Source organism: Centipeda sp. (in: firmicutes), from assembly GCF_057271695.1.
Genome location: NZ_DBHIVL010000049.1, coordinates 1 through 16706, shown reverse-complemented (window position 1 = coordinate 16706; position 16706 = coordinate 1). Strand labels below are relative to the sequence as shown.

22 protein-coding genes are annotated in these 16706 nt (G+C 56.6%); all 22 read right to left on the bottom strand.

What is annotated here, in order from left to right:
* Positions 1-379 precede the first annotated feature (379 nt).
* The 22 genes from ACO6BQ_RS08360 to ACO6BQ_RS08255 all read right to left on the bottom strand — a co-directional run bounded on the left by ACO6BQ_RS08360 (position 380) and on the right by ACO6BQ_RS08255 (position 16614).
* Positions 380-541, bottom strand: a complete 162-nt coding sequence (locus ACO6BQ_RS08360; RefSeq protein WP_489120408.1) for a FeoB-associated Cys-rich membrane protein — start codon at positions 539-541, stop codon at positions 380-382.
* Between the two features lie 39 nt (positions 542-580).
* Positions 581-2476, bottom strand: a complete 1896-nt coding sequence (gene feoB, locus ACO6BQ_RS08355; RefSeq protein WP_489120407.1) for a ferrous iron transport protein B — start codon at positions 2474-2476, stop codon at positions 581-583.
* 15 nt (positions 2477-2491) lie between these two features.
* Positions 2492-2716, bottom strand: a complete 225-nt coding sequence (locus tag ACO6BQ_RS08350) for a FeoA family protein (protein ID WP_489120406.1) — start codon at positions 2714-2716, stop codon at positions 2492-2494.
* A gap of 263 nt (positions 2717-2979) precedes the next feature.
* Positions 2980-3459 carry a DUF4367 domain-containing protein gene (locus tag ACO6BQ_RS08345; RefSeq protein ID WP_489120405.1) on the bottom strand — a complete coding sequence of 160 codons (480 nt, stop codon included), beginning with the start codon at positions 3457-3459 and terminating at the stop codon, positions 2980-2982.
* 25 nt (positions 3460-3484) lie between these two features.
* Complete coding sequence (gene recN, locus ACO6BQ_RS08340) at positions 3485-5206, bottom strand: DNA repair protein RecN (RefSeq protein WP_489120404.1); 1722 nt, start codon at positions 5204-5206, stop codon at positions 3485-3487.
* Between the two features lie 15 nt (positions 5207-5221).
* A complete protein-coding gene (argR, locus tag ACO6BQ_RS08335; RefSeq protein WP_489120403.1) occupies positions 5222-5674 on the bottom strand; it encodes an arginine repressor in 453 nt (150 codons plus the stop codon).
* Between the two features lie 11 nt (positions 5675-5685).
* Complete coding sequence (locus ACO6BQ_RS08330; protein WP_489120402.1) at positions 5686-6540, bottom strand: NAD(+)/NADH kinase; 855 nt, start codon at positions 6538-6540, stop codon at positions 5686-5688.
* 15 nt (positions 6541-6555) lie between these two features.
* On the bottom strand, positions 6556-7365 hold the full coding sequence (locus tag ACO6BQ_RS08325) for a TlyA family RNA methyltransferase (RefSeq protein ID WP_489120401.1): 810 nt from the start codon (positions 7363-7365) through the stop codon (positions 6556-6558).
* A gap of 5 nt (positions 7366-7370) precedes the next feature.
* Positions 7371-8246 (bottom strand): polyprenyl synthetase family protein, encoded by an 876-nt coding sequence (locus ACO6BQ_RS08320; RefSeq protein ID WP_489120400.1) that lies wholly within the window; start codon positions 8244-8246, stop codon positions 7371-7373.
* Between the two features lies 1 nt (position 8247).
* Entirely contained in the window at positions 8248-8484 is a 237-nt protein-coding gene (xseB, locus tag ACO6BQ_RS08315; RefSeq protein WP_489120399.1) for an exodeoxyribonuclease VII small subunit, read from the bottom strand.
* On the bottom strand, positions 8474-9679 hold the full coding sequence (gene xseA / locus ACO6BQ_RS08310) for an exodeoxyribonuclease VII large subunit (RefSeq protein WP_489120398.1): 1206 nt from the start codon (positions 9677-9679) through the stop codon (positions 8474-8476). The genes xseB and xseA overlap by 11 nt, the downstream gene beginning before the upstream one ends.
* Before the next feature lie 81 nt (positions 9680-9760).
* A complete protein-coding gene (nusB, locus tag ACO6BQ_RS08305; protein ID WP_489120397.1) occupies positions 9761-10171 on the bottom strand; it encodes a transcription antitermination factor NusB in 411 nt (136 codons plus the stop codon).
* A complete protein-coding gene (locus ACO6BQ_RS08300; protein WP_489120396.1) occupies positions 10168-10413 on the bottom strand; it encodes a DUF2273 domain-containing protein in 246 nt (81 codons plus the stop codon). Before ACO6BQ_RS08300 ends, nusB begins: the two co-directional genes overlap by 4 nt.
* A gap of 12 nt (positions 10414-10425) precedes the next feature.
* On the bottom strand, positions 10426-11004 hold the full coding sequence (amaP, locus tag ACO6BQ_RS08295; protein WP_489120395.1) for an alkaline shock response membrane anchor protein AmaP: 579 nt from the start codon (positions 11002-11004) through the stop codon (positions 10426-10428).
* A gap of 21 nt (positions 11005-11025) precedes the next feature.
* The gene (locus tag ACO6BQ_RS08290; protein ID WP_489120394.1) at positions 11026-11442 is read right to left on the bottom strand and encodes an Asp23/Gls24 family envelope stress response protein; all 417 of its coding nucleotides are present in this window, start codon (positions 11440-11442) and stop codon (positions 11026-11028) included.
* A gap of 24 nt (positions 11443-11466) precedes the next feature.
* Positions 11467-12024, bottom strand: coding sequence for an elongation factor P (gene efp / locus ACO6BQ_RS08285; protein WP_489120393.1), 558 nt, complete (start codon positions 12022-12024; stop codon positions 11467-11469).
* A 53-nt stretch (positions 12025-12077) separates the two neighbouring features.
* Positions 12078-13154, bottom strand: a complete 1077-nt coding sequence (locus ACO6BQ_RS08280) for a M24 family metallopeptidase (RefSeq protein ID WP_489120392.1) — start codon at positions 13152-13154, stop codon at positions 12078-12080.
* Positions 13151-13594, bottom strand: a complete 444-nt coding sequence (gene aroQ / locus ACO6BQ_RS08275) for a type II 3-dehydroquinate dehydratase (RefSeq protein WP_489120391.1) — start codon at positions 13592-13594, stop codon at positions 13151-13153. Before aroQ ends, ACO6BQ_RS08280 begins: the two co-directional genes overlap by 4 nt.
* Before the next feature lie 9 nt (positions 13595-13603).
* Positions 13604-13885 (bottom strand): acylphosphatase, encoded by a 282-nt coding sequence (locus ACO6BQ_RS08270; RefSeq protein ID WP_489120409.1) that lies wholly within the window; start codon positions 13883-13885, stop codon positions 13604-13606.
* Positions 13885-15123 (bottom strand): peptidase U32 family protein, encoded by a 1239-nt coding sequence (locus ACO6BQ_RS08265; protein WP_489120390.1) that lies wholly within the window; start codon positions 15121-15123, stop codon positions 13885-13887. The genes ACO6BQ_RS08270 and ACO6BQ_RS08265 overlap by 1 nt, the downstream gene beginning before the upstream one ends.
* Before the next feature lie 19 nt (positions 15124-15142).
* A complete protein-coding gene (mltG, locus tag ACO6BQ_RS08260; RefSeq protein ID WP_489120389.1) occupies positions 15143-16240 on the bottom strand; it encodes an endolytic transglycosylase MltG in 1098 nt (365 codons plus the stop codon).
* A 77-nt stretch (positions 16241-16317) separates the two neighbouring features.
* A complete protein-coding gene (locus ACO6BQ_RS08255; protein ID WP_489120388.1) occupies positions 16318-16614 on the bottom strand; it encodes a DUF1292 domain-containing protein in 297 nt (98 codons plus the stop codon).
* Between the last annotated feature and the right edge of the window lie 92 nt (positions 16615-16706).

Here is a 16706-nt window from a genome sequence, read left to right as displayed (position 1 = left end):
TTTTGCATGACAACGGGATAAGTGTGCCCTTTTTCTCGAACCTCCCGTTCAAACGGGAGGTTCGGGGAAGGAAAGAAAGAGATAGGGGCATGCTTTTCCACTTTTTGCATGGGAAACTGTAGAACTAATGCCTGTGGATAACCCAAGCCTTATTATCCGTGTTTTATCAGCGTTTCCCTTATCGGCTACTCAAAACTGAACGTGTAGAAAGGTATCCCCTCCTGTATTTCAAATATAAGAAAATTATAACACAGGAAAGGATATGCTGCCTAATGATTCTTTTACAAGGAAAAGAGATTCCAAATGCCGCCAATTGGGGATCGGAGATCTTGATGATACAAAAAGCGCGCCCCATACGGAACGCGCTTTTCTTTCATTACTACTGTTGTTTCGTCGAATGGCAGGAAGAGGAATGCTCATCACAAGACGAACAGCCGCTGCCACAGCAGTCCTCCCTGCCCATGCAAAAGTTACGGTAGACATGGTGAACTGCAAAAAAGAGTGCGACCGCCACGAGCACACCGACGACAAAGGTTGCCACAGGAATCCCTCCCTCAGTCCATAAAACGGAATCCTCTCATCAGAAGCCGAGCATCCGACCGATCTGATAGACAAGAAGCGAAACAAGCCAAGCAATCGCGAACATATAGACGGCAGAGAAGCCGACCCATTTCCACGCGCCCGTCTCTTTCCTAAGCGTACCGAGTGACGTGACACAGGGCGTGTAAAGCTGCGAGAACACCATGAAGGCAAGCGCAGAAAGGCTTGTAAACGCTGCGCCCATACCTGTCTGAAGCATTGTGGATGCCGTATCGACCGCATCTGCCGCCTCGGTTGAGACATCGGCAACACCATAGAGAATGCCGATTGTCGCAACGACCGTTTCCTTCGCCATGATGCCGGAGAGGACAGCCGCGCCAGCCTCCCACGTTGCAAAGCCGTGGAACGTGAAGAGCGCAGACATCCAGCCGCCGAGCGTCGCGAGGATGCTGTCCTCAATCTCGCACGGACCGCTGAAGTTGTAGTTCGACATAAACCAAAGGATGACCGATGCCGCAAAGATAATCGTACCCGCTTTGATGAGATAGCCCTTGCCCTTGTCCCACGTCTCCAAGAGAACCGAATTCATATCGGGCATACGGTACGGCGGGAGCTCCAACAGGAAGGTCGAGCCCTGTGCCTTAAAGAGCGTCGAACCGAGCACCTGCGCCACGATGATTGCCATGACCATGCCGATGATATACATGAGGAAGACAACGTTCGCCGCATTGTTGGGAAAGAACATCGCAGCAAACAGTGCCATGATCGGCAGCTTTGCACCGCAGGTCAGGAATGGCGTGACAAGGATCGAGATCATGCGATCCTTTTCCGAGTCGAGTGCACGCGCACCCATGATGGACGGAACGGCGCAGCCGAAGCCCATCATCAGCGGCATGATCCCCTTGCCCGTCAGCCCGCAGCGGCGCATAATCGGATCCGTGATAAACGCGATACGCGCCATGTAGCCCGTGCCGTCGAGGAACGAGAGGCAGAAGAACAGAACGAAGATGAGTGGAACGAACGTCAGCACCGAGCCGACACCCGCGATGATGCCGTCCGTGACAAGTGAGATCATCCAGTCCGCGACCCCCGCCGCTACAAGCGAATCCTTGACAAAGTTCAGGAACTCATCGTTGATGAGCACCTCGAGTTCGTCGGCAATGGGCTGACCGATCCATGTAAACGTGATCTGAAAGACCGCATAGAGGATCAAGAGGAAGATCGGCAGTGCAAGCGCACCGTTCGCAAGAAAACGATCCATTTTCTCCGAACTCGTCGCACCGACATTCTGCACGGTTACGGCATACCGCACGACCTGATCGATGAGTGCATAGCGCGCCTCGATGATCGCCTCCTCCTTCTCCGCCTCCGTACGCGAACTGCTCTCGATCTCATGGATCTTCGCGATATGCTCCTTGACGAGGTCACTCGGCTGGTACCGTGCCATGACCGTACTCGTAAAGACATCGAGCAACGTCTTTGTACTCTTGCTACTGCGCCCCGTCGTCTCGACGGTGGGCATGCCGAGCGCCTCTTCGAGCTTCGCCGTGTCGATCTTGATCCCGCGGCGCTGCGCATCGTCCTGCATATTGAGATCAATAAGGAGCGGAATCCCCTTCTCCAAAAGCTGCACTGTGAGGAAAAGATTGCGCTCGATGTTCGAGCTGTCCACGACATTCAGGACAAGATCCAGCTTCGTGCTCGTCAAGTAGTCGATGACGATTTGTTCCTCCGGCGAGCGGGCGTTGATGCTGTACGTCCCCGGAAGGTCGACGATGGAAATCGCCCGCCCCTTGTAATGCGTGTGACCGATTTTCTTGTCAACCGTAACCCCCGGCCAGTTTCCGATTTTCTGACGTGCACCCGTCAGTGCGTTGAATATGGTCGATTTGCCGGTATTCGGATTGCCGGTAAGTGCAACTGCCAATGCTGACATATCTCCGATCTCCCCTTAACCGACCTGCTCGACAGATATGAGTGCTGCGTCCTCGCGCCGCATGGCGAGATTATACGAGCGAATGCCAATCGCGATCGGATCCCCCATAGGTGCCGAACGCAGAACCATCACCTTCGTTCCCGGAATCATCCCCATCGACATAAGACGCTGCTTGAGCGGCGACTCATCAATTTGCAAAATCTTCAACAACATTCCCGGCTTTCCATCCTTCAGCGTCAATCAAGATACCTCCTAAAATCCGCATTATTATCAACGCAAATGATAATGAAACTATCTCTGCAATGCGTATGATACCTTACTCCATATTATTTTGTCAAGTACGTCCATCGATATTTATGATGATGTTGTAACAAATTACTGGAACGGCGGCAGCGATTCCTTAAGTGTCTGTGCAATGATTTATGGATGAATAAGGAGACAACAAAAAAGATTCCAAACGTCGGTATGACGGATGGAATCTCTTCTATGTTGAGAATCGCTGTTCAGTTCCACGATATTGTGCTGACGATAGCCTGTACCGCCTCAATGGAGACGGGTTCTTCAAACGAGAGGGAGAATGTGTAGCCGCCGCGCGACCAAAGTGCAAGGCTGACGCGATTTTCCGTCCCCTTGACGCGGATATACTGACGTCCGACCTGCACGACCTGATTGACCTCATAGACCGTATTGTCGCCACTGATGTCCGCATCGCCCTTCGCCATGCGGAACAGAATTTCCTTGCCCGCCTCATTGCGGTAGAAGATCTCGGCGAGGCTCCTGTCAATGACGATGATATCCTTCTGCGCGTAGCCGACGGGCAGGAGGGTCGGCGTATAGACAGGCAGCCCTGCGACCGCCCATGCGTCACGCACGCTCGTATAGGAAACGAGCGGTGACGGCATTTGCTGTGCCGTTGGCTCTGCATGGACGCTGCCCATACAGAGTGATGCTGCTGCGAGTCCTGCAAGCAGGATACGTTTCATTCCGGCTCTCTTCACGGGATACCTCTCAATTCTTTGTCTTCAATTTCTTCGGAAAATCGGTCTTCTTCTTCTCCGCACCCGCGAGCATTTCACGCGCATTCGCGAGTGCCGCCTCGGTGACATCATCGCCGGATGCCATGCGTGCGATCTCGCGCACGCGTTCTTCGTCAGAGAGTGCAGTCACCTGTGTCACTGTTGCGTCACCCTTGACACGCTTTGCGATGTAGAGATGGTTGTCCGCCATACACGCAATCTGCGGCAGATGCGTGATGCAGAGAACCTGCTTGTAGTGCGCGACGAAGGCGATGCGCTCGGCGACCATCTGGGCTGTGCGCCCGCCGATGCCCGTGTCGATCTCATCGAACACCATGCTCGTCCCGCCCGTATCGCGTGCGGCGACGATGGATTTGATGGCGAGTGCAATGCGCGAGAGCTCGCCACCCGAGGCGATTTTTTCGAGGGGCTTCTCCTCCTCGCCCACGTTTGCGGAAAATAGCATGGCGAGACTGTCCGCGCCGCGGCTTGTGTATTTCTCTGCGGGGGTGACAACAATGCGGAAACGAGCCTTTGCCATGCCGAGCCCCTGGAGTTCACGCGCAATGTCGGCAGAAAGTGCCGCGCCGACCTCCTGTCTGCGTGCAGTCAGCTCCGCCGCAAGGTTCTTCAGTTGTTTGTGAAGTGTGCCGATTTCTTTGTCCAACTGCGCCATGTCCATATCATAGTTGTCGACGCTTTCCAGTTCACTGCGAACGGAGGAAAGGCGTTCGAGTACGGCGGGGATCGTCCCGCCGTATTTCTTTTTGAGACGGTCAATCACATCCATACGCGTCTGGATGCGATCGAGACGCGCAGGGTCGGCATCGATGCCGTCGAGGTAGTCACGCACCTCATAGGACGCCTCCTGCAGGGAGATGTATGCCTCCTCGATCATATTCTGTGCGTTCGCGAGAGCGTCGTCATAGCGCGCAACCTCATCGAGTGCATGGGTGACCCGTGCGAGCGCGGACAGGACGGCGAGCCCCTCCTCCCCATCCTCGCTGAGCAAATTCGCCGCCTCGGCAGCATTCTCGACGAGACGCTCCGCATGGGAAAGACGGCGAATCTCCGTCTCGAGTTCTTCGTCCTCGCCCACCGTCAGCTCTGCCTCGGCAATCTCCTTCTCCTGCCAGCGCAGCAGCTCCAAACGCTCGCCGATGTTCTCAATCTCCTCCGCACGCTCCTCTCTGAGGCGCGTCTTTTCCTTCCAATCCGCATAGACCTGCATATATGCGGCAAGACGCGTGCGCAGATCGCTGTCCCCGCCCTCAAGCAGATTGCGCTGTGCGTCTTCACGCAGAAGGGCAAGGTTCTCGTTCTGCCCGTGGATATCCACGAGATACGGAGCGATTTTTTTTAGAAAGGTCAGTGTGACATGACTGCCGTTGACGAGGATCGATCCCTTGCCCGTCCGCGCAATCTTGCGCAAGACGATGAGTTCATCCTCGCATTCGATTTCCTGCTCCGCGAGCAGAGCACACAGCTCCGCATCGCTCTCATCAAGCGAAAACACCGCCTCGACGCGCAGGGCATCCGCACCGCTGCGAATGGCATCGCTCGAGACGCGCTGCCCGAGAATTGCCCCGAGCGCATCGATCAGGATGGATTTACCCGCACCTGTCTCGCCCGTGAGGATGTTGAGCCCCGTGCCAAACTCGACGGCGACCTCCTCAAGCAGCGCAAAATTCCATACACGCAGACTTTGCAGCATAGCGTTTCCCTCCCCTCACCGAATCAGTTCATGAATGCGCGCAACGATCTTCTCTGCCGCAGACTTCGGCTTGACAAGGACGAAGATACTGTCGTCGCCCGCAACCGTACCGATAAGTTCCTGCCAGTCCGAACTGTCAAGCGCAGACGCGACGGTCGCAGCAGCACCGGGTATCGTTTTCACAAGAACGATGTTCTCACTGAAGTCACACAGGATCACATTGTCCTTGAAGAGCCGCTTCATCCGCCCCTCGGAGAACCGCACGCTCTCGTGTGGGGATACTGCATAGCGATAGCGTCCGTTTCCTGCGGGGACTTTGATGAGGAAAAGCTCCTTGATATCCCGCGAGATGGTCGCCTGCGTGACGCGCATATGCTGCGCGCGCAGAGCCTCGGCAAGAGCCTCCTGCGTCTCGATGATTTCCTCACCGATGATCTTCTTGATGAGTTCGTGGCGCCGACTTTTCATTCCGCTCTCTCCTAGCAGTTTCTCCAGAGTTTTGTACGCAATGTCTGATAGTAGTCCTTGTCCGCAAATTTGATGATGCCCGCGCGTACATCCGAGGATTTGACCGTCACCGTGTCGTCCGCATGAATCGGCGTCGTCTCCTGCCCGTCGAGCGTAACGATAATGCTCTGCCGCGTATCGACGAGATGGATGTGCACGACATCCTCCACGCGGATGATGAGCGGACGAATATTCAGCGTATGTGCACAGATCGGTGTGAGGACGAGCCCCTTCACCATCGGATTCATGATAGGCCCGCCCGCCGAGAGTGCGTACGCCGTGGAGCCCGTCGGCGTGGCAACGATGAAACCGTCCGCCTTGCACTCAACGAGCGGTGTCTCGTTGACCCGCAGCGCAAGGGAGATGATGCGCGCGGGGTCGCCCTTCATCACAACAATATCGTTGATGGCGTGCCCCAGAAAATGCTCCGCACCGTCCGGCTTCGTCACATAGCCTGCGAGGAATCGCCGCCATTCGACGCGATAATCCCCCGCACAGAGCTGCTTGAGGCGCGTCTCCAGCTCGTTCTGCTCGATGTCCGCCATAAAGCCGAGCGTTCCCATGTTGATGCCGCAGACCGGCACGGGGTTCTCCGCATAGCGGCGACAGATGCCGAGCAGCGTTCCGTCCCCGCCGAGACTGAGCGCGAAATCCGCTGGCTGACGCTCGATGTCCTGTACGCCGCAGTCCTCCATGCCGAGCTCCGCCGCACGCGCATACGGCAGCATGATGCGTGTCTCACGCGCATCGAAAAACGCACGAATCCGCACGAGAATATCGCGCGTCTCCGGCTTAATCAGATTCGGAAAAACCGCAACTGTCCTCATAGAAATATCAGCACCTCACCCATCCAGCGTCCGATGCGCCTCTACCACAATCTCGTGCACAGATGCTGCATCGATCTGTCGTTCCCCTTCCCCCTGCACCTTGAGATACAGAAGGTATTCAATATTCCCCTTCGGACCCTTTACAGGGGAAAACGTAAGACCCGTAGGAAAAAATTCCTGTTCCTCTGCCACACGAAGTACCTTGTGAATCACATCCTCATGCACGGCAGGATCGCGGACAACACCGTTCTTGCCCACACGCTCCCTGCCCGCCTCGAACTGCGGCTTGATGAGTGCAATCACCTCTCCATTCGGCGAAAGGAGTGTCCGAACGACAGGCAGCACCTTGTCCAGCGAGATAAATGCCACGTCAATGGAGGCAAAGTCCAGAGGTGTGCCCAGCATCTCAGGTGTCACATTGCGGATATTCGTGCGCTCCATATTGACGACACGCGCATCCGTGCGCAGCTTCCAGTCGAGCTGCCCATAGCCGACGTCGATGGCAAACACCTTTGCCGCACCGTTCTGAAGCATACAGTCTGTAAAGCCGCCCGTCGATGCACCGATATCTGCTGCCGTTTTCCCCGTAAGGACAGCACCGAAGACCGCCATTCCCTTTTCCAGTTTCAGTCCGCCACGGCTGACATAGAGAAGATCCTCGCCCACAACGCGCAGCACGGCATCCACGGATACTGTTGTGCCCGCCTTGTCAATGCGCTGCTCATCTGCGAGCACCTGTCCCGCCATGATGAGCCGCTTTGCACGCTCCCGACTGGGGGCAAATCCCTGCTCCACGAGCAGGACATCCAACCGCTCTTTCTTCATATCCCCTATTGCTTTCGATTCACGAGATACGCGACAAGCTCACGCAAAAAGTCTGCCTCTGTACCAAAAATGGAGAGTGCCGTCTCTGCGTCCTCTGCCATACGGCGTGCAAGCTCCTGCGCCTCCTCCAGAGAGGTCAGCGACACGTATGTCGACTTGTGATTCTTCTCGTCGCTGCCGACGGGCTTGCCAATCTCCTCCGAGGTTCCGATGACATCGAGGATATCGTCCGTGATCTGGAACGCCAGTCCGAAGTGATCGGCATATGATGTGAGAGCCGCAAGCTGCTGCTCCGTCGCGCCCGCAAGGATCGCCCCGCTGCGCAGTGCCGCATGGAAGAGTGCGCCCGTCTTGCCCATGTGGACGCGGCGCAGCTCCTCCATCGAGATACGGACTCCCTCTGCTCTGAGATCGAGCACCTGCCCGCCGACCATGCCCTCGGCCCCCGCCGCACGGCTGATCTCGTCCACCACACGCAGCAGAGCCTCTGCGGGCACATCCTTCTGACGCAGAATCACCGTGAAGGCAAGCGTGAGGAGTGCATCCCCCGCGAGGATTGCAACAGCGTCCCCGTATACCATATGATTGGTCAGCTTCCCACGGCGGTAGTCATCATCGTCCATCGCGGGCAGATCGTCGTGGATGAGCGAATAGGTGTGGATCATCTCAAGTGCACACGCAACAGGCAGGAACTTCGTTCCATCTGCGCCAACGGCATCCGCTGCCGCCATCAGAAGTACGGGGCGCAGACGCTTTCCGCCCGCCATGAGGCTGTACTCCATCGACTCCCGCAAAACGGGATCGAGTACAGGCGTCTGTGCCAGCGCATCTTTCAGTGCGCACTCGACAAGTTCCTGCCGTTTCTTCCAGAGCTCCTTCATCTCATCCTCCGATCTGCAGTTTTTCTTCCGAGATGCCCGCCGTTGTTTCCTTCACCAAAAGATCCATTGTCTCCTCGGCGCGCTTGAGGGAGGTCATGCACACATCCGACAGCTTGATCCCCTCCGAATACTTTGCCATGAGATCGGCGAGAGACAGCTCTCCCGTCTCTATTTCCGTGACAATCTGCTCCAATGCGCCAAGTGCTTCCTCAAATGCCATCTCTTTTTTACGCGCCATGCTGTTTCTCCTTTGCCGCAACCACGGCAGATACTTTTCCGTCTGCAAATGTGATATTCAAGTGATCGCCTGTAACGAGTGCCTTTGAGCGCGTCACCGTCTTTCCATCCTTCTCTACAACACTGAATCCACGATAGAGAATCTGCACGGGATTCAGAAGTTCGAGACGCTTCAGTACGAGTTCGAGACGATGACGCGCGTTTGTGCGCCCGTCCTTTGCCGCGCGGTGAAGGCGTTCCACGGCGCGGTCTGTGCGCTGCATCGAACCTGCAAGCAGGAGTTTCGGATTCCGATACCACGGACGCTCGACGAGCAGACGAAGACGCGCTTTGCGCTGATCCATCTGCCGTCTGCGCCCCGCGTGAAGGCGCACGAGAAGCCCTGCTGCATATTGCTGCAACTCCGTCGCGTCCGGCACGGCAAGCTCTGCCGCCTGTGACGGGGTCGCCGCACGGCGGTCACTGACAAAGTCCGCAAGCGTCGTATCCGTCTCATGCCCGACGGCAGAGATCACCGGAATTCGCGAGTCATAGATTGCCCGCACAACAGGTTCTTCATTGAACGCCCAGAGGTCTTCAGCCGAGCCGCCACCGCGCCCCACAATGAGTACATCTACGGGATATTTCTCGTTGAAAAAGCGGATCGCCGCCGCAATCTGTCCCGCAGCCTCCGCCCCCTGTACGAGCACGGGATGGAGAATCAGCTGCACCGCCGGCCAGCGACGCTTTGCCACCTTGTGAATATCGCGCAGAACCGCCCCGGCAGACGAGGTGACAATCCCGATCCGACGCGGAAAGCGCGGCAGAGGCTGCTTATGCGCCTCATCAAACAGTCCCTCGGCATACAGCTTCTCCTTGAGCTGCTCAAAGGCAAGGGCGAGAGCCCCCGCCCCCTCCGGCGTCAGCGTGTTTACATAGAGTTGATACGCTCCGTCACGTTCATAGACGGACACACTGCCGCCTGCAATGACCTGCATCCCATTCTCGGGGGTAAAGCGCAGATTGCGCGCATTGCCGTTGAACATGACGCATTTCATGCTTGCACCCGCATCCTTGAGCGTAAAGTAACAGTGTCCCGAAGGATAGCGTTTGAAATTGGAAACTTCACCGCGAATCAGGAGATCCGAGAGAATTTCCTCCCCCTCGAACAATCCCTTGATGTATCGCGTGACATCACTGACAGAATGAACCGTCATAGCACACCTTTCCACATTGACAAAAAAAGAACCATTGCACGAAATTCTCGCGCAACGGATTCTTTCTTTGTCATTGATTGCTCAAACAGATTTTTGCATTGCCGCAAGGATCCCATTTACATAGCGGCTCGCATCATCCGAACCGTATTTTTTTGCAAGCTCGACCGCTTCGTTGATTGCAACAGGAGGATCGATGCGTTCCTCCTGATAGCGCATCTCGTAGTACGCCATGCGGATCAAATTGCGATCCACGGCTGCCATACGGTGCAGCTTCCACTCCTTCGCAAGGCGTGCAATCTCCGCGTCGATCTCCGCCAGATGCGCACGCGTTCCCTGCACGAGTGCATGCGCATAGGGAAGATCCTTCTCCTTGATCCCCTCGATCTCGTCAATGGCAAGATCACTGGCGTTTTCGGCAGATGAGTCATCTGCTCCAAACTCCAGCTGAAAGAGCGTCAGCAGCGCGGCTTCCCGCGCGTGTCTGCGGCTCATGGCATCCTCCGAAACAGTCGATTGAGGACACTCGTATCTATCAGTTCCGCCCAACCTCCAACCTGCTCCACGCGCAAGCCGATATACATACCGATGCCCGCACACAGAAGAATGAACACGATCTGCCAGAACCCAAAGAGCAGAACGGAGATGCCGAACAGTGTTCCGATCAGCAGCCCGACTGTTCGTCCGCGATGATGTTCCCATTGATCCTGAAGGAGGAGCAGTAAATTTTCTTTCATGCCTCTCTCCTACTAAGACACAGAACGCTTCGACGAAGATCCGGCGTTCGTGATCTCCGTCACGCGGAGTGCTACGGGTACATCCGGAATGCCGAGTACATCATGGAGCTCCTGACGTACCTTCGCCGTCAGCTCCTCCGATACCGCATTCAGGCTCGTATGCTCCGCAAGCGTGATCTTGAGCTCCACCTGCATCGGTGTCGCCACGGCATCCTTCGGTGCATCATGCACGGAGATCACGACAGCTGCCGCACGCACCCCCTGCATGGCGAGTGCCACCCGCTCCACAATGCCGCGCACGGCGGGCAGAGCCACCTGAACCGCCCCCGCCGGCGTGTCGACCACCATGAATTCGCCATGCGTCCGCACAGAGCTCGATGTTCTCGAAAACACCGCAAAGAACAGCTTGAGGCTGACGAGAAAGAACACACCGCACACTGCCAAGAACTCCTGACGCGCGAGCACATAGCGCAGCTCGTTCAGCCAGACGCTCTCCGGAACAATCCGCAGAGCCACGGCAGCCACGGCAACGGCGAGTGCCATCGTAAAGAGCGCGTAGGGCAGGAGCAGCAGACGATTTATGATTCCCATCGCTTAGCCCCTCACTCACATTCAGCGTACACGCGCTTCCTCAACCTTCGGCTCCTCCTCGGGGAAACCGACGCCCTGCACATGTACATTGACTTCGATCACGGAGAGTCCCGTCATCGTCTCGATCGCGCGCTTGACATTCTCCTGCGCTGCAAGTGCGACCTCGGGGATGCGGATGCCATATTTCACAATGATGTAAAGATCAACAGCGGCTTCCTTCTCGCCCACCTCGACCTTGACACCCTTGGAAAAGTTCTTGCGTCCAAGGATCTCCGCGATTCCGCCGGCAATACCGCCGCTCATTCCCGCAATGCCCTCGACCTCCGTCGTGGCAAGCCCTGCGATGATGCTAACGACCTCATCCGCAACGCGAATCGTGCCAAGCCCTGTTTCCTTCTTCACTGCGTTCTTCTCATTGTCCATGTCCATATCCTCCATTCGTAGAAAACTCCTCAACCGCTGTTAAGCGCGCTCGATGTAGTTGCCCGTGCGCGTATCAATACGAAGCACATCGCCCTCGTTGATGAAGAGAGGAACGCGTACCTCGTAACCGGTCTCGACCTTTGCCATCTTCGTTGCCCCCGTCGCCGTATTGCCCTTGACGCTCGGCTCGCATTCGACGACCTTGAGGCTCACGGAGTTCGGAAGCTGGATGCCGATGATGCGGCCCTTGAACTGCTGCATCGCAACCTCCATGTTCTCCATGAGGTAGTTCAGCGCATCGCCCAGCTGCTCACGCGTGAGCTCAGACTGCTCGTAGGTCTCCGTGTTCATGAACGTATAGACACCGTCCGCCTCATAGAGGAACTGCATCGTATGCGTCTCAAGATGCGCAGCCGGCATCTTCTCGTTCGGGTTGAACGTGCGCTCGATCACGGCACCGGTCTCGACGTTCTTGATCTTCGTACGGACAAACGCGGCACCCTTCCCCGGCTTCACATGCTGGAAATCAACAATCTGCCAGACGCCCCCATCGTACTCAATGGTAAGACCTGTGCGGAAATCGGTGCTGTTAATCATATTATTCGTTCCTCCATACAATAACATTGTTTCATTACATCATTATACCGTTTTTATATGCAGATTTCAATAAATTCTTTTGGTGCGCGCGTCAGCGGCTCCGCGCCGTCCGCCGTGATGAGCACCGTATCCTCGATGCGGATGCCGCCCCATGCGGGGATGTAGACGCCCGGCTCGTCCGTAATGAGCATATTCTCCTGCAAGACGGTCATCCCCGCCTTCGAGAGGCGCGGCTCCTCGTGGATCTCAAGTCCGAGACTGTGCCCAAGCCCGTGCCCGAAATACTGATTGAGATTGTGCTCCGCGAGATAATCGCGCGCCACACGGTCGACCTCGATGCCCGTCACGCCGGGGCGCAGTGCTGCCAATGCGCGCTGCTGTGCTGTGAGAACCGCATCATAGAGTTCACGCTGCCGTGCGTCCGCCCGCCCCACGCAGATGGTACGCGTGATGTCCGAATGATAGCCCGCACAGACCGCGCCAAAGTCCATCGTCACGAGTTCGCCGCGCGCGATCACCTTATCGCTCGCAACGCCATGCGGCAGACTGCCGCGCACGCCCGAGGCGATGATGGTCGGAAACGCAGGACGTTCCGAGCCGAGCGTCCGCATATGATGCTCGAGCTCCGCCGCAACCTCCAGCTCCGTCATGCCCGGCTGAATGTATGAAAGGATATGAGCAAAGCCCTCGTCCGAAATTTTGCACGCGCGGCGGATGAGCGCAATTTCATCCGTATCCTTCACCTGCCGCAGCGACTCCAAATTCAGCGGGGTATCCAGAGGAATGTCGCCAAGGAAGCCGCGTAGTTTCACTACATGGTCGTACACAAGTGCACCGCCCTCGAAGGCAAGGGAGACAACACCCGCGTCCACTGCAAGTTCTGCCACTTTTTGATACAACCCGTCACGCTGCTCCACAACCTCATAGAGGGGTGCCTGTACCGCAGCCTGCTCCGTATAGCGGCTGTCCGTAACGAGCAGAAGGCGTTCATGCGTCACGAGGAGCACCGTCGAATCCCCACGAAATCCGCTGAAGTAGTGGACATTTTCCTCTTTTGTGATGAGAACGGCATCCACGATCTTCTCCGCAAGCAGCGCACGCAGACGTGCAATGCGCGCCTCCATATTCATCGCGCACCTCCCATGCGGCAGATAATGATCTCAAGTGCCGCCATATAGCTCTCCGCACCAAACCCTGCGATCTGCCCGAGCACGACGGGAGCGATCACAGATTTGTGGCGAAACTCCTCACGCTGATGGATGTTCGAGAGATGTACCTCGATGACAGGCACATCAACCGCCGCAATCGCATCGCGGAGGGCAATGCTGTAGTGCGTGAACGCACCTGCATTCAGGATGATGTAGTCCACCGTCCTGCGTGCACGCTGAATTGCATCCACAAGCACGCCCTCGTGATTCGACTGCATGAATTCGATATCCAGATCTGCCTCATTGGCACGTTGACGCAGACGCTCGTGGATGTCCGCAAGCGTTAGAGAACCATAAATCTCGGGCTCACGCGTGCCGAGCAAATTGAGATTCGGCCCATTCATTACGAGTATTTTACCCATGAGCAGCTCCTAATACTTGATGGAAAAGTCACGCTCGCCCTCCACAGGCTCACGCTCCTCAATATCCAAACGCTCCACGCGGATGAAATAATTACCCGCGCGCATCGCGGCAAACGCAGCCTCGACAGCAGCGGCATCGCCCTGCAGCTCCATCGTCACCGTACCGTCAGACATATTCATTACCCAGCCCGTGATATCATTCATCACCGCCTGCTGGCGGACGAACATACGGAATCCCACGCCCTGCACACGCCCTGCGGCGCACGCATAGCGACGAATCACCTGCTCCATCATTGTTCCTCCCTCTTCATCGGTACATCGCGGCGCAGAATGCTGTCCGGCTCGACCGGCTGCGCCATCCGTATGCGGACAATCTGCTGCGGGTGCGGCGCAGCTGTGATCTCCTCCCCCTCCTCATCCCACATCTCTGCGAGTTCCTGACGAAAAGGTGTCCCCACAGGTTGAAACACCTCGATCTCCTGCCCCACCTTCATGTGGTTGCGCTGCTCCACCATCGCAAGACCGCTGGCTGCGTCATAGGAACGCACCAGTCCGACAAAATCCGAAGTCTGTTCATAGGAGGACGGGCCGTAGATCTGATCCGCCTCCGTCGTCTTGCCGAGGAAGAATCCCGTCGTGTAGGCGCGGTGCGAAACCTTGCCAAGCTCCGTCATCCACGCCTCCTGCACCTCATAGGAGTCTCCCGTGAGACAGGCATCGAGTGCCATGCGATACGCCTTGACCACACTCGCAACATAGTGAACACTCTTCATACGCCCCTCGATCTTGAGGCTGTCAATGCCTGCGGCGACAATCTCGTCCAGATACGGGAGGAGACAGAGATCCTTCGAGTTCATGATGTAGGTGCCGCGCTCATCCTCCTCGACGGGATAGTATTCGCCGGGGCGGGACGCCTCCACGAGTGCGTACTTCCAGCGGCAGGACTGAGCGCAGCCGCCGCGGTTCGCGTCGCGCCCCGTAAAATAGCTGCTGAGGAGGCAGCGTCCCGAGTAGGAGATGCACATTGCCCCGTGGACGAAGAGCTCAAGCTCCACCGACGTGTGGCGGCGAATCTCGCAGATTTCCTCGCGTGAAAGCTCCCGCGCGAGCACAACGCGCTCCGCACCAAGCTCCTGCCATGCGCGCACCGTGCGCCAGTTCACATTGTTCGCCTGCGTGCTGATATGCACGGGAAGCGTAGGAGCCGCCTCGCGTGCAAGCATAAATACACCGAGATCGGCGACGAGCACGGCATCCGCGCCCGCCTCTGCGAGAAAGCGCAGATAGTCCGGCAGGGACACGAGATCATCATTGTGCGGAAATACATTGACGGTCACATAGATCTTCTTCCCGGTGCTATGTGCGAGCTGCACCGCCGCGCGGATCTCCTCGTTCGTGAAATTGCCGCCGAACGCGCGCAATCCGAACTGCGCACCGCCGAGATATGCTGCGTCCGCACCGTAGGCGAGTGCCATCTGCAGCTTCTCCATCGTTCCCGCAGGTGCCAGCAGCTCAGGTCGCTTCTTCATCCATCAGCCTCCATATATCTCAGCGCACCCGCTCGACGAGATCGAGATGATCTGCATAATTCGTCGCATAGTAATTGTTCCCGTTCCGATCGGCGACGAAGTACAGATAATTCGTATCCGCCGGATGCAGCACCGCATTCAGCGACGCCGTCCCCGGGCTTGCAATCGGTCCCGGCGGCAGCCCGACATTCTGATAGGTGTTGTACGGCGACGCGACCTCCGTATCGCGGTAGAGCAGATCCTCCTTCGGCGCATCGAGCAGATACTGCACGGTGGGATCTGCCTGCAGGGGCATACCAACACGCAGACGCTTCAAGAAGATCTGCGCGATGATCGGACGATCCTCCTCATGATACGCCTCCTTTTCGACAAGCGAGGCGAGCGTCACCAGTTCGTAGATCGAGAGATCCATCTCCCTCGCACGCGTGCGCATCTCCTTCGTCAGCCGGCGATCGAAGTTCTCCGCCATCATCTCCATGATCCGCGCAGCGTCGAACTCCCCATTGATCTCATAGGTGTCGGGAAAGAGGAACCCCTCCGCCGCATAGCGCACGTTCTCATGCTTCTCCACATAGGGATAGGGGCGATAGGTCGCGGCAAGCGCGATAAAATCCTCCGCCTTGACAAGTCCCTCATCCTCGAGCCGCGCGGCAATCTCTCGCACACCGAAGCCCTCGGGGATCGTAAATCGGATCGTTACCGTATTGCCATAGACCAGTGTCTCCAGCGCGTCACGCGACGACATTCCCGCCTCCAACGCAAATGTACCGCTCTTGACCTTATTCTCAAAGCCGTTCAGTTTCGCCGTCCACCAAAACTTTGTCTCACTGTCGATGACACCGCGCTCGTACAGCTCCTTGCCGATCTCACTCACGCTCATGCCCGGACGAACGGTAAAGTAAATCGGAACACCGCGCTCCCCCGTATAGGACGAAGACGCAGACAGCGGAACAATGACGAACAGGACAATCAAAAAGAATGCAATTCCCAAGGCAGGAATTCCGAACACGATCTTTTTTTGGAGTGCCGTTCCCTTTCCACGATAGACGGCATCAAACGCCTCGCGCAATCCATTGCGCTTCAAGAAGTCCCATATTCCCTGCAATGACTCCCTCAAAACACTTCCTCCCCTCTTCGTGTAAGCATCCCTATGAAAAAGCTGTCATCTCCCTCTGATGACAGCTTCCGCACTACTTACTCTTCCTCCTCCTCAAGAAGTTCTTCATAGGCACGGCGTACCGCCTCAAACTCCTCATCCGTCGGAGCGATATAGGTTTCCTTGCCTTCCTCATCCGTGATGATTTTGGCAATCGTCGCATCCTCAGCCTCTTCAAATTCATTCTCCGAGGTCTCGGTCAGTTCGATGAGCACAGCAAACTGATCCGCACCGACCGTGAGAACCATCTCCTCACGATAGGAAAGGATCTCGCCGTCTTCCCCTTCGAACTCAACAATTACATCATCATCGTGCAGCTCTTCATGTTCAGCCATTTTGTACTCCTTTTCTCTCTTCGTCCGGCATTACTTTAAGGAATCGCTGATAAAATGAAGTCCGTCAGATTGGCGTAGATTTTTCGTCCGAA

Bases quoted from the DNA above. Each gene is read 5' to 3' on its own strand.
- feoB (WP_489120407.1), bottom strand. From the start codon at position 2,476: ATGTCAGCATTGGCAGTTGCACTTACCGGCAATCCGAATACCGGCAAA.
- ACO6BQ_RS08345 (WP_489120405.1), bottom strand. From the start codon at position 3,459: ATGAAACGTATCCTGCTTGCAGGACTCGCAGCAGCATCACTCTGTATG.
- recN (WP_489120404.1), bottom strand. From the start codon at position 5,206: ATGCTGCAAAGTCTGCGTGTATGGAATTTTGCGCTGCTTGAGGAGGTC.
- argR (WP_489120403.1), bottom strand. From the start codon at position 5,674: ATGAAAAGTCGGCGCCACGAACTCATCAAGAAGATCATCGGTGAGGAA.
- ACO6BQ_RS08330 (WP_489120402.1), bottom strand. From the start codon at position 6,540: ATGAGGACAGTTGCGGTTTTTCCGAATCTGATTAAGCCGGAGACGCGC.
- ACO6BQ_RS08325 (WP_489120401.1), bottom strand. From the start codon at position 7,365: ATGAAGAAAGAGCGGTTGGATGTCCTGCTCGTGGAGCAGGGATTTGCC.
- ACO6BQ_RS08320 (WP_489120400.1), bottom strand. From the start codon at position 8,246: ATGAAGGAGCTCTGGAAGAAACGGCAGGAACTTGTCGAGTGCGCACTG.
- xseB (WP_489120399.1), bottom strand. From the start codon at position 8,484: ATGGCGCGTAAAAAAGAGATGGCATTTGAGGAAGCACTTGGCGCATTG.
- xseA (WP_489120398.1), bottom strand. From the start codon at position 9,679: ATGACGGTTCATTCTGTCAGTGATGTCACGCGATACATCAAGGGATTG.
- nusB (WP_489120397.1), bottom strand. From the start codon at position 10,171: ATGAGCCGCAGACACGCGCGGGAAGCCGCGCTGCTGACGCTCTTTCAG.
- ACO6BQ_RS08300 (WP_489120396.1), bottom strand. From the start codon at position 10,413: ATGAAAGAAAATTTACTGCTCCTCCTTCAGGATCAATGGGAACATCAT.
- amaP (WP_489120395.1), bottom strand. From the start codon at position 11,004: ATGGGAATCATAAATCGTCTGCTGCTCCTGCCCTACGCGCTCTTTACG.
- ACO6BQ_RS08290 (WP_489120394.1), bottom strand. From the start codon at position 11,442: ATGGAGGATATGGACATGGACAATGAGAAGAACGCAGTGAAGAAGGAA.
- efp (WP_489120393.1), bottom strand. From the start codon at position 12,024: ATGATTAACAGCACCGATTTCCGCACAGGTCTTACCATTGAGTACGAT.
- ACO6BQ_RS08280 (WP_489120392.1), bottom strand. From the start codon at position 13,154: ATGAATATGGAGGCGCGCATTGCACGTCTGCGTGCGCTGCTTGCGGAG.
- aroQ (WP_489120391.1), bottom strand. From the start codon at position 13,594: ATGGGTAAAATACTCGTAATGAATGGGCCGAATCTCAATTTGCTCGGC.
- ACO6BQ_RS08270 (WP_489120409.1), bottom strand. From the start codon at position 13,885: ATGGAGCAGGTGATTCGTCGCTATGCGTGCGCCGCAGGGCGTGTGCAG.
- ACO6BQ_RS08265 (WP_489120390.1), bottom strand. From the start codon at position 15,123: ATGAAGAAGCGACCTGAGCTGCTGGCACCTGCGGGAACGATGGAGAAG.
- ACO6BQ_RS08255 (WP_489120388.1), bottom strand. From the start codon at position 16,614: ATGGCTGAACATGAAGAGCTGCACGATGATGATGTAATTGTTGAGTTC.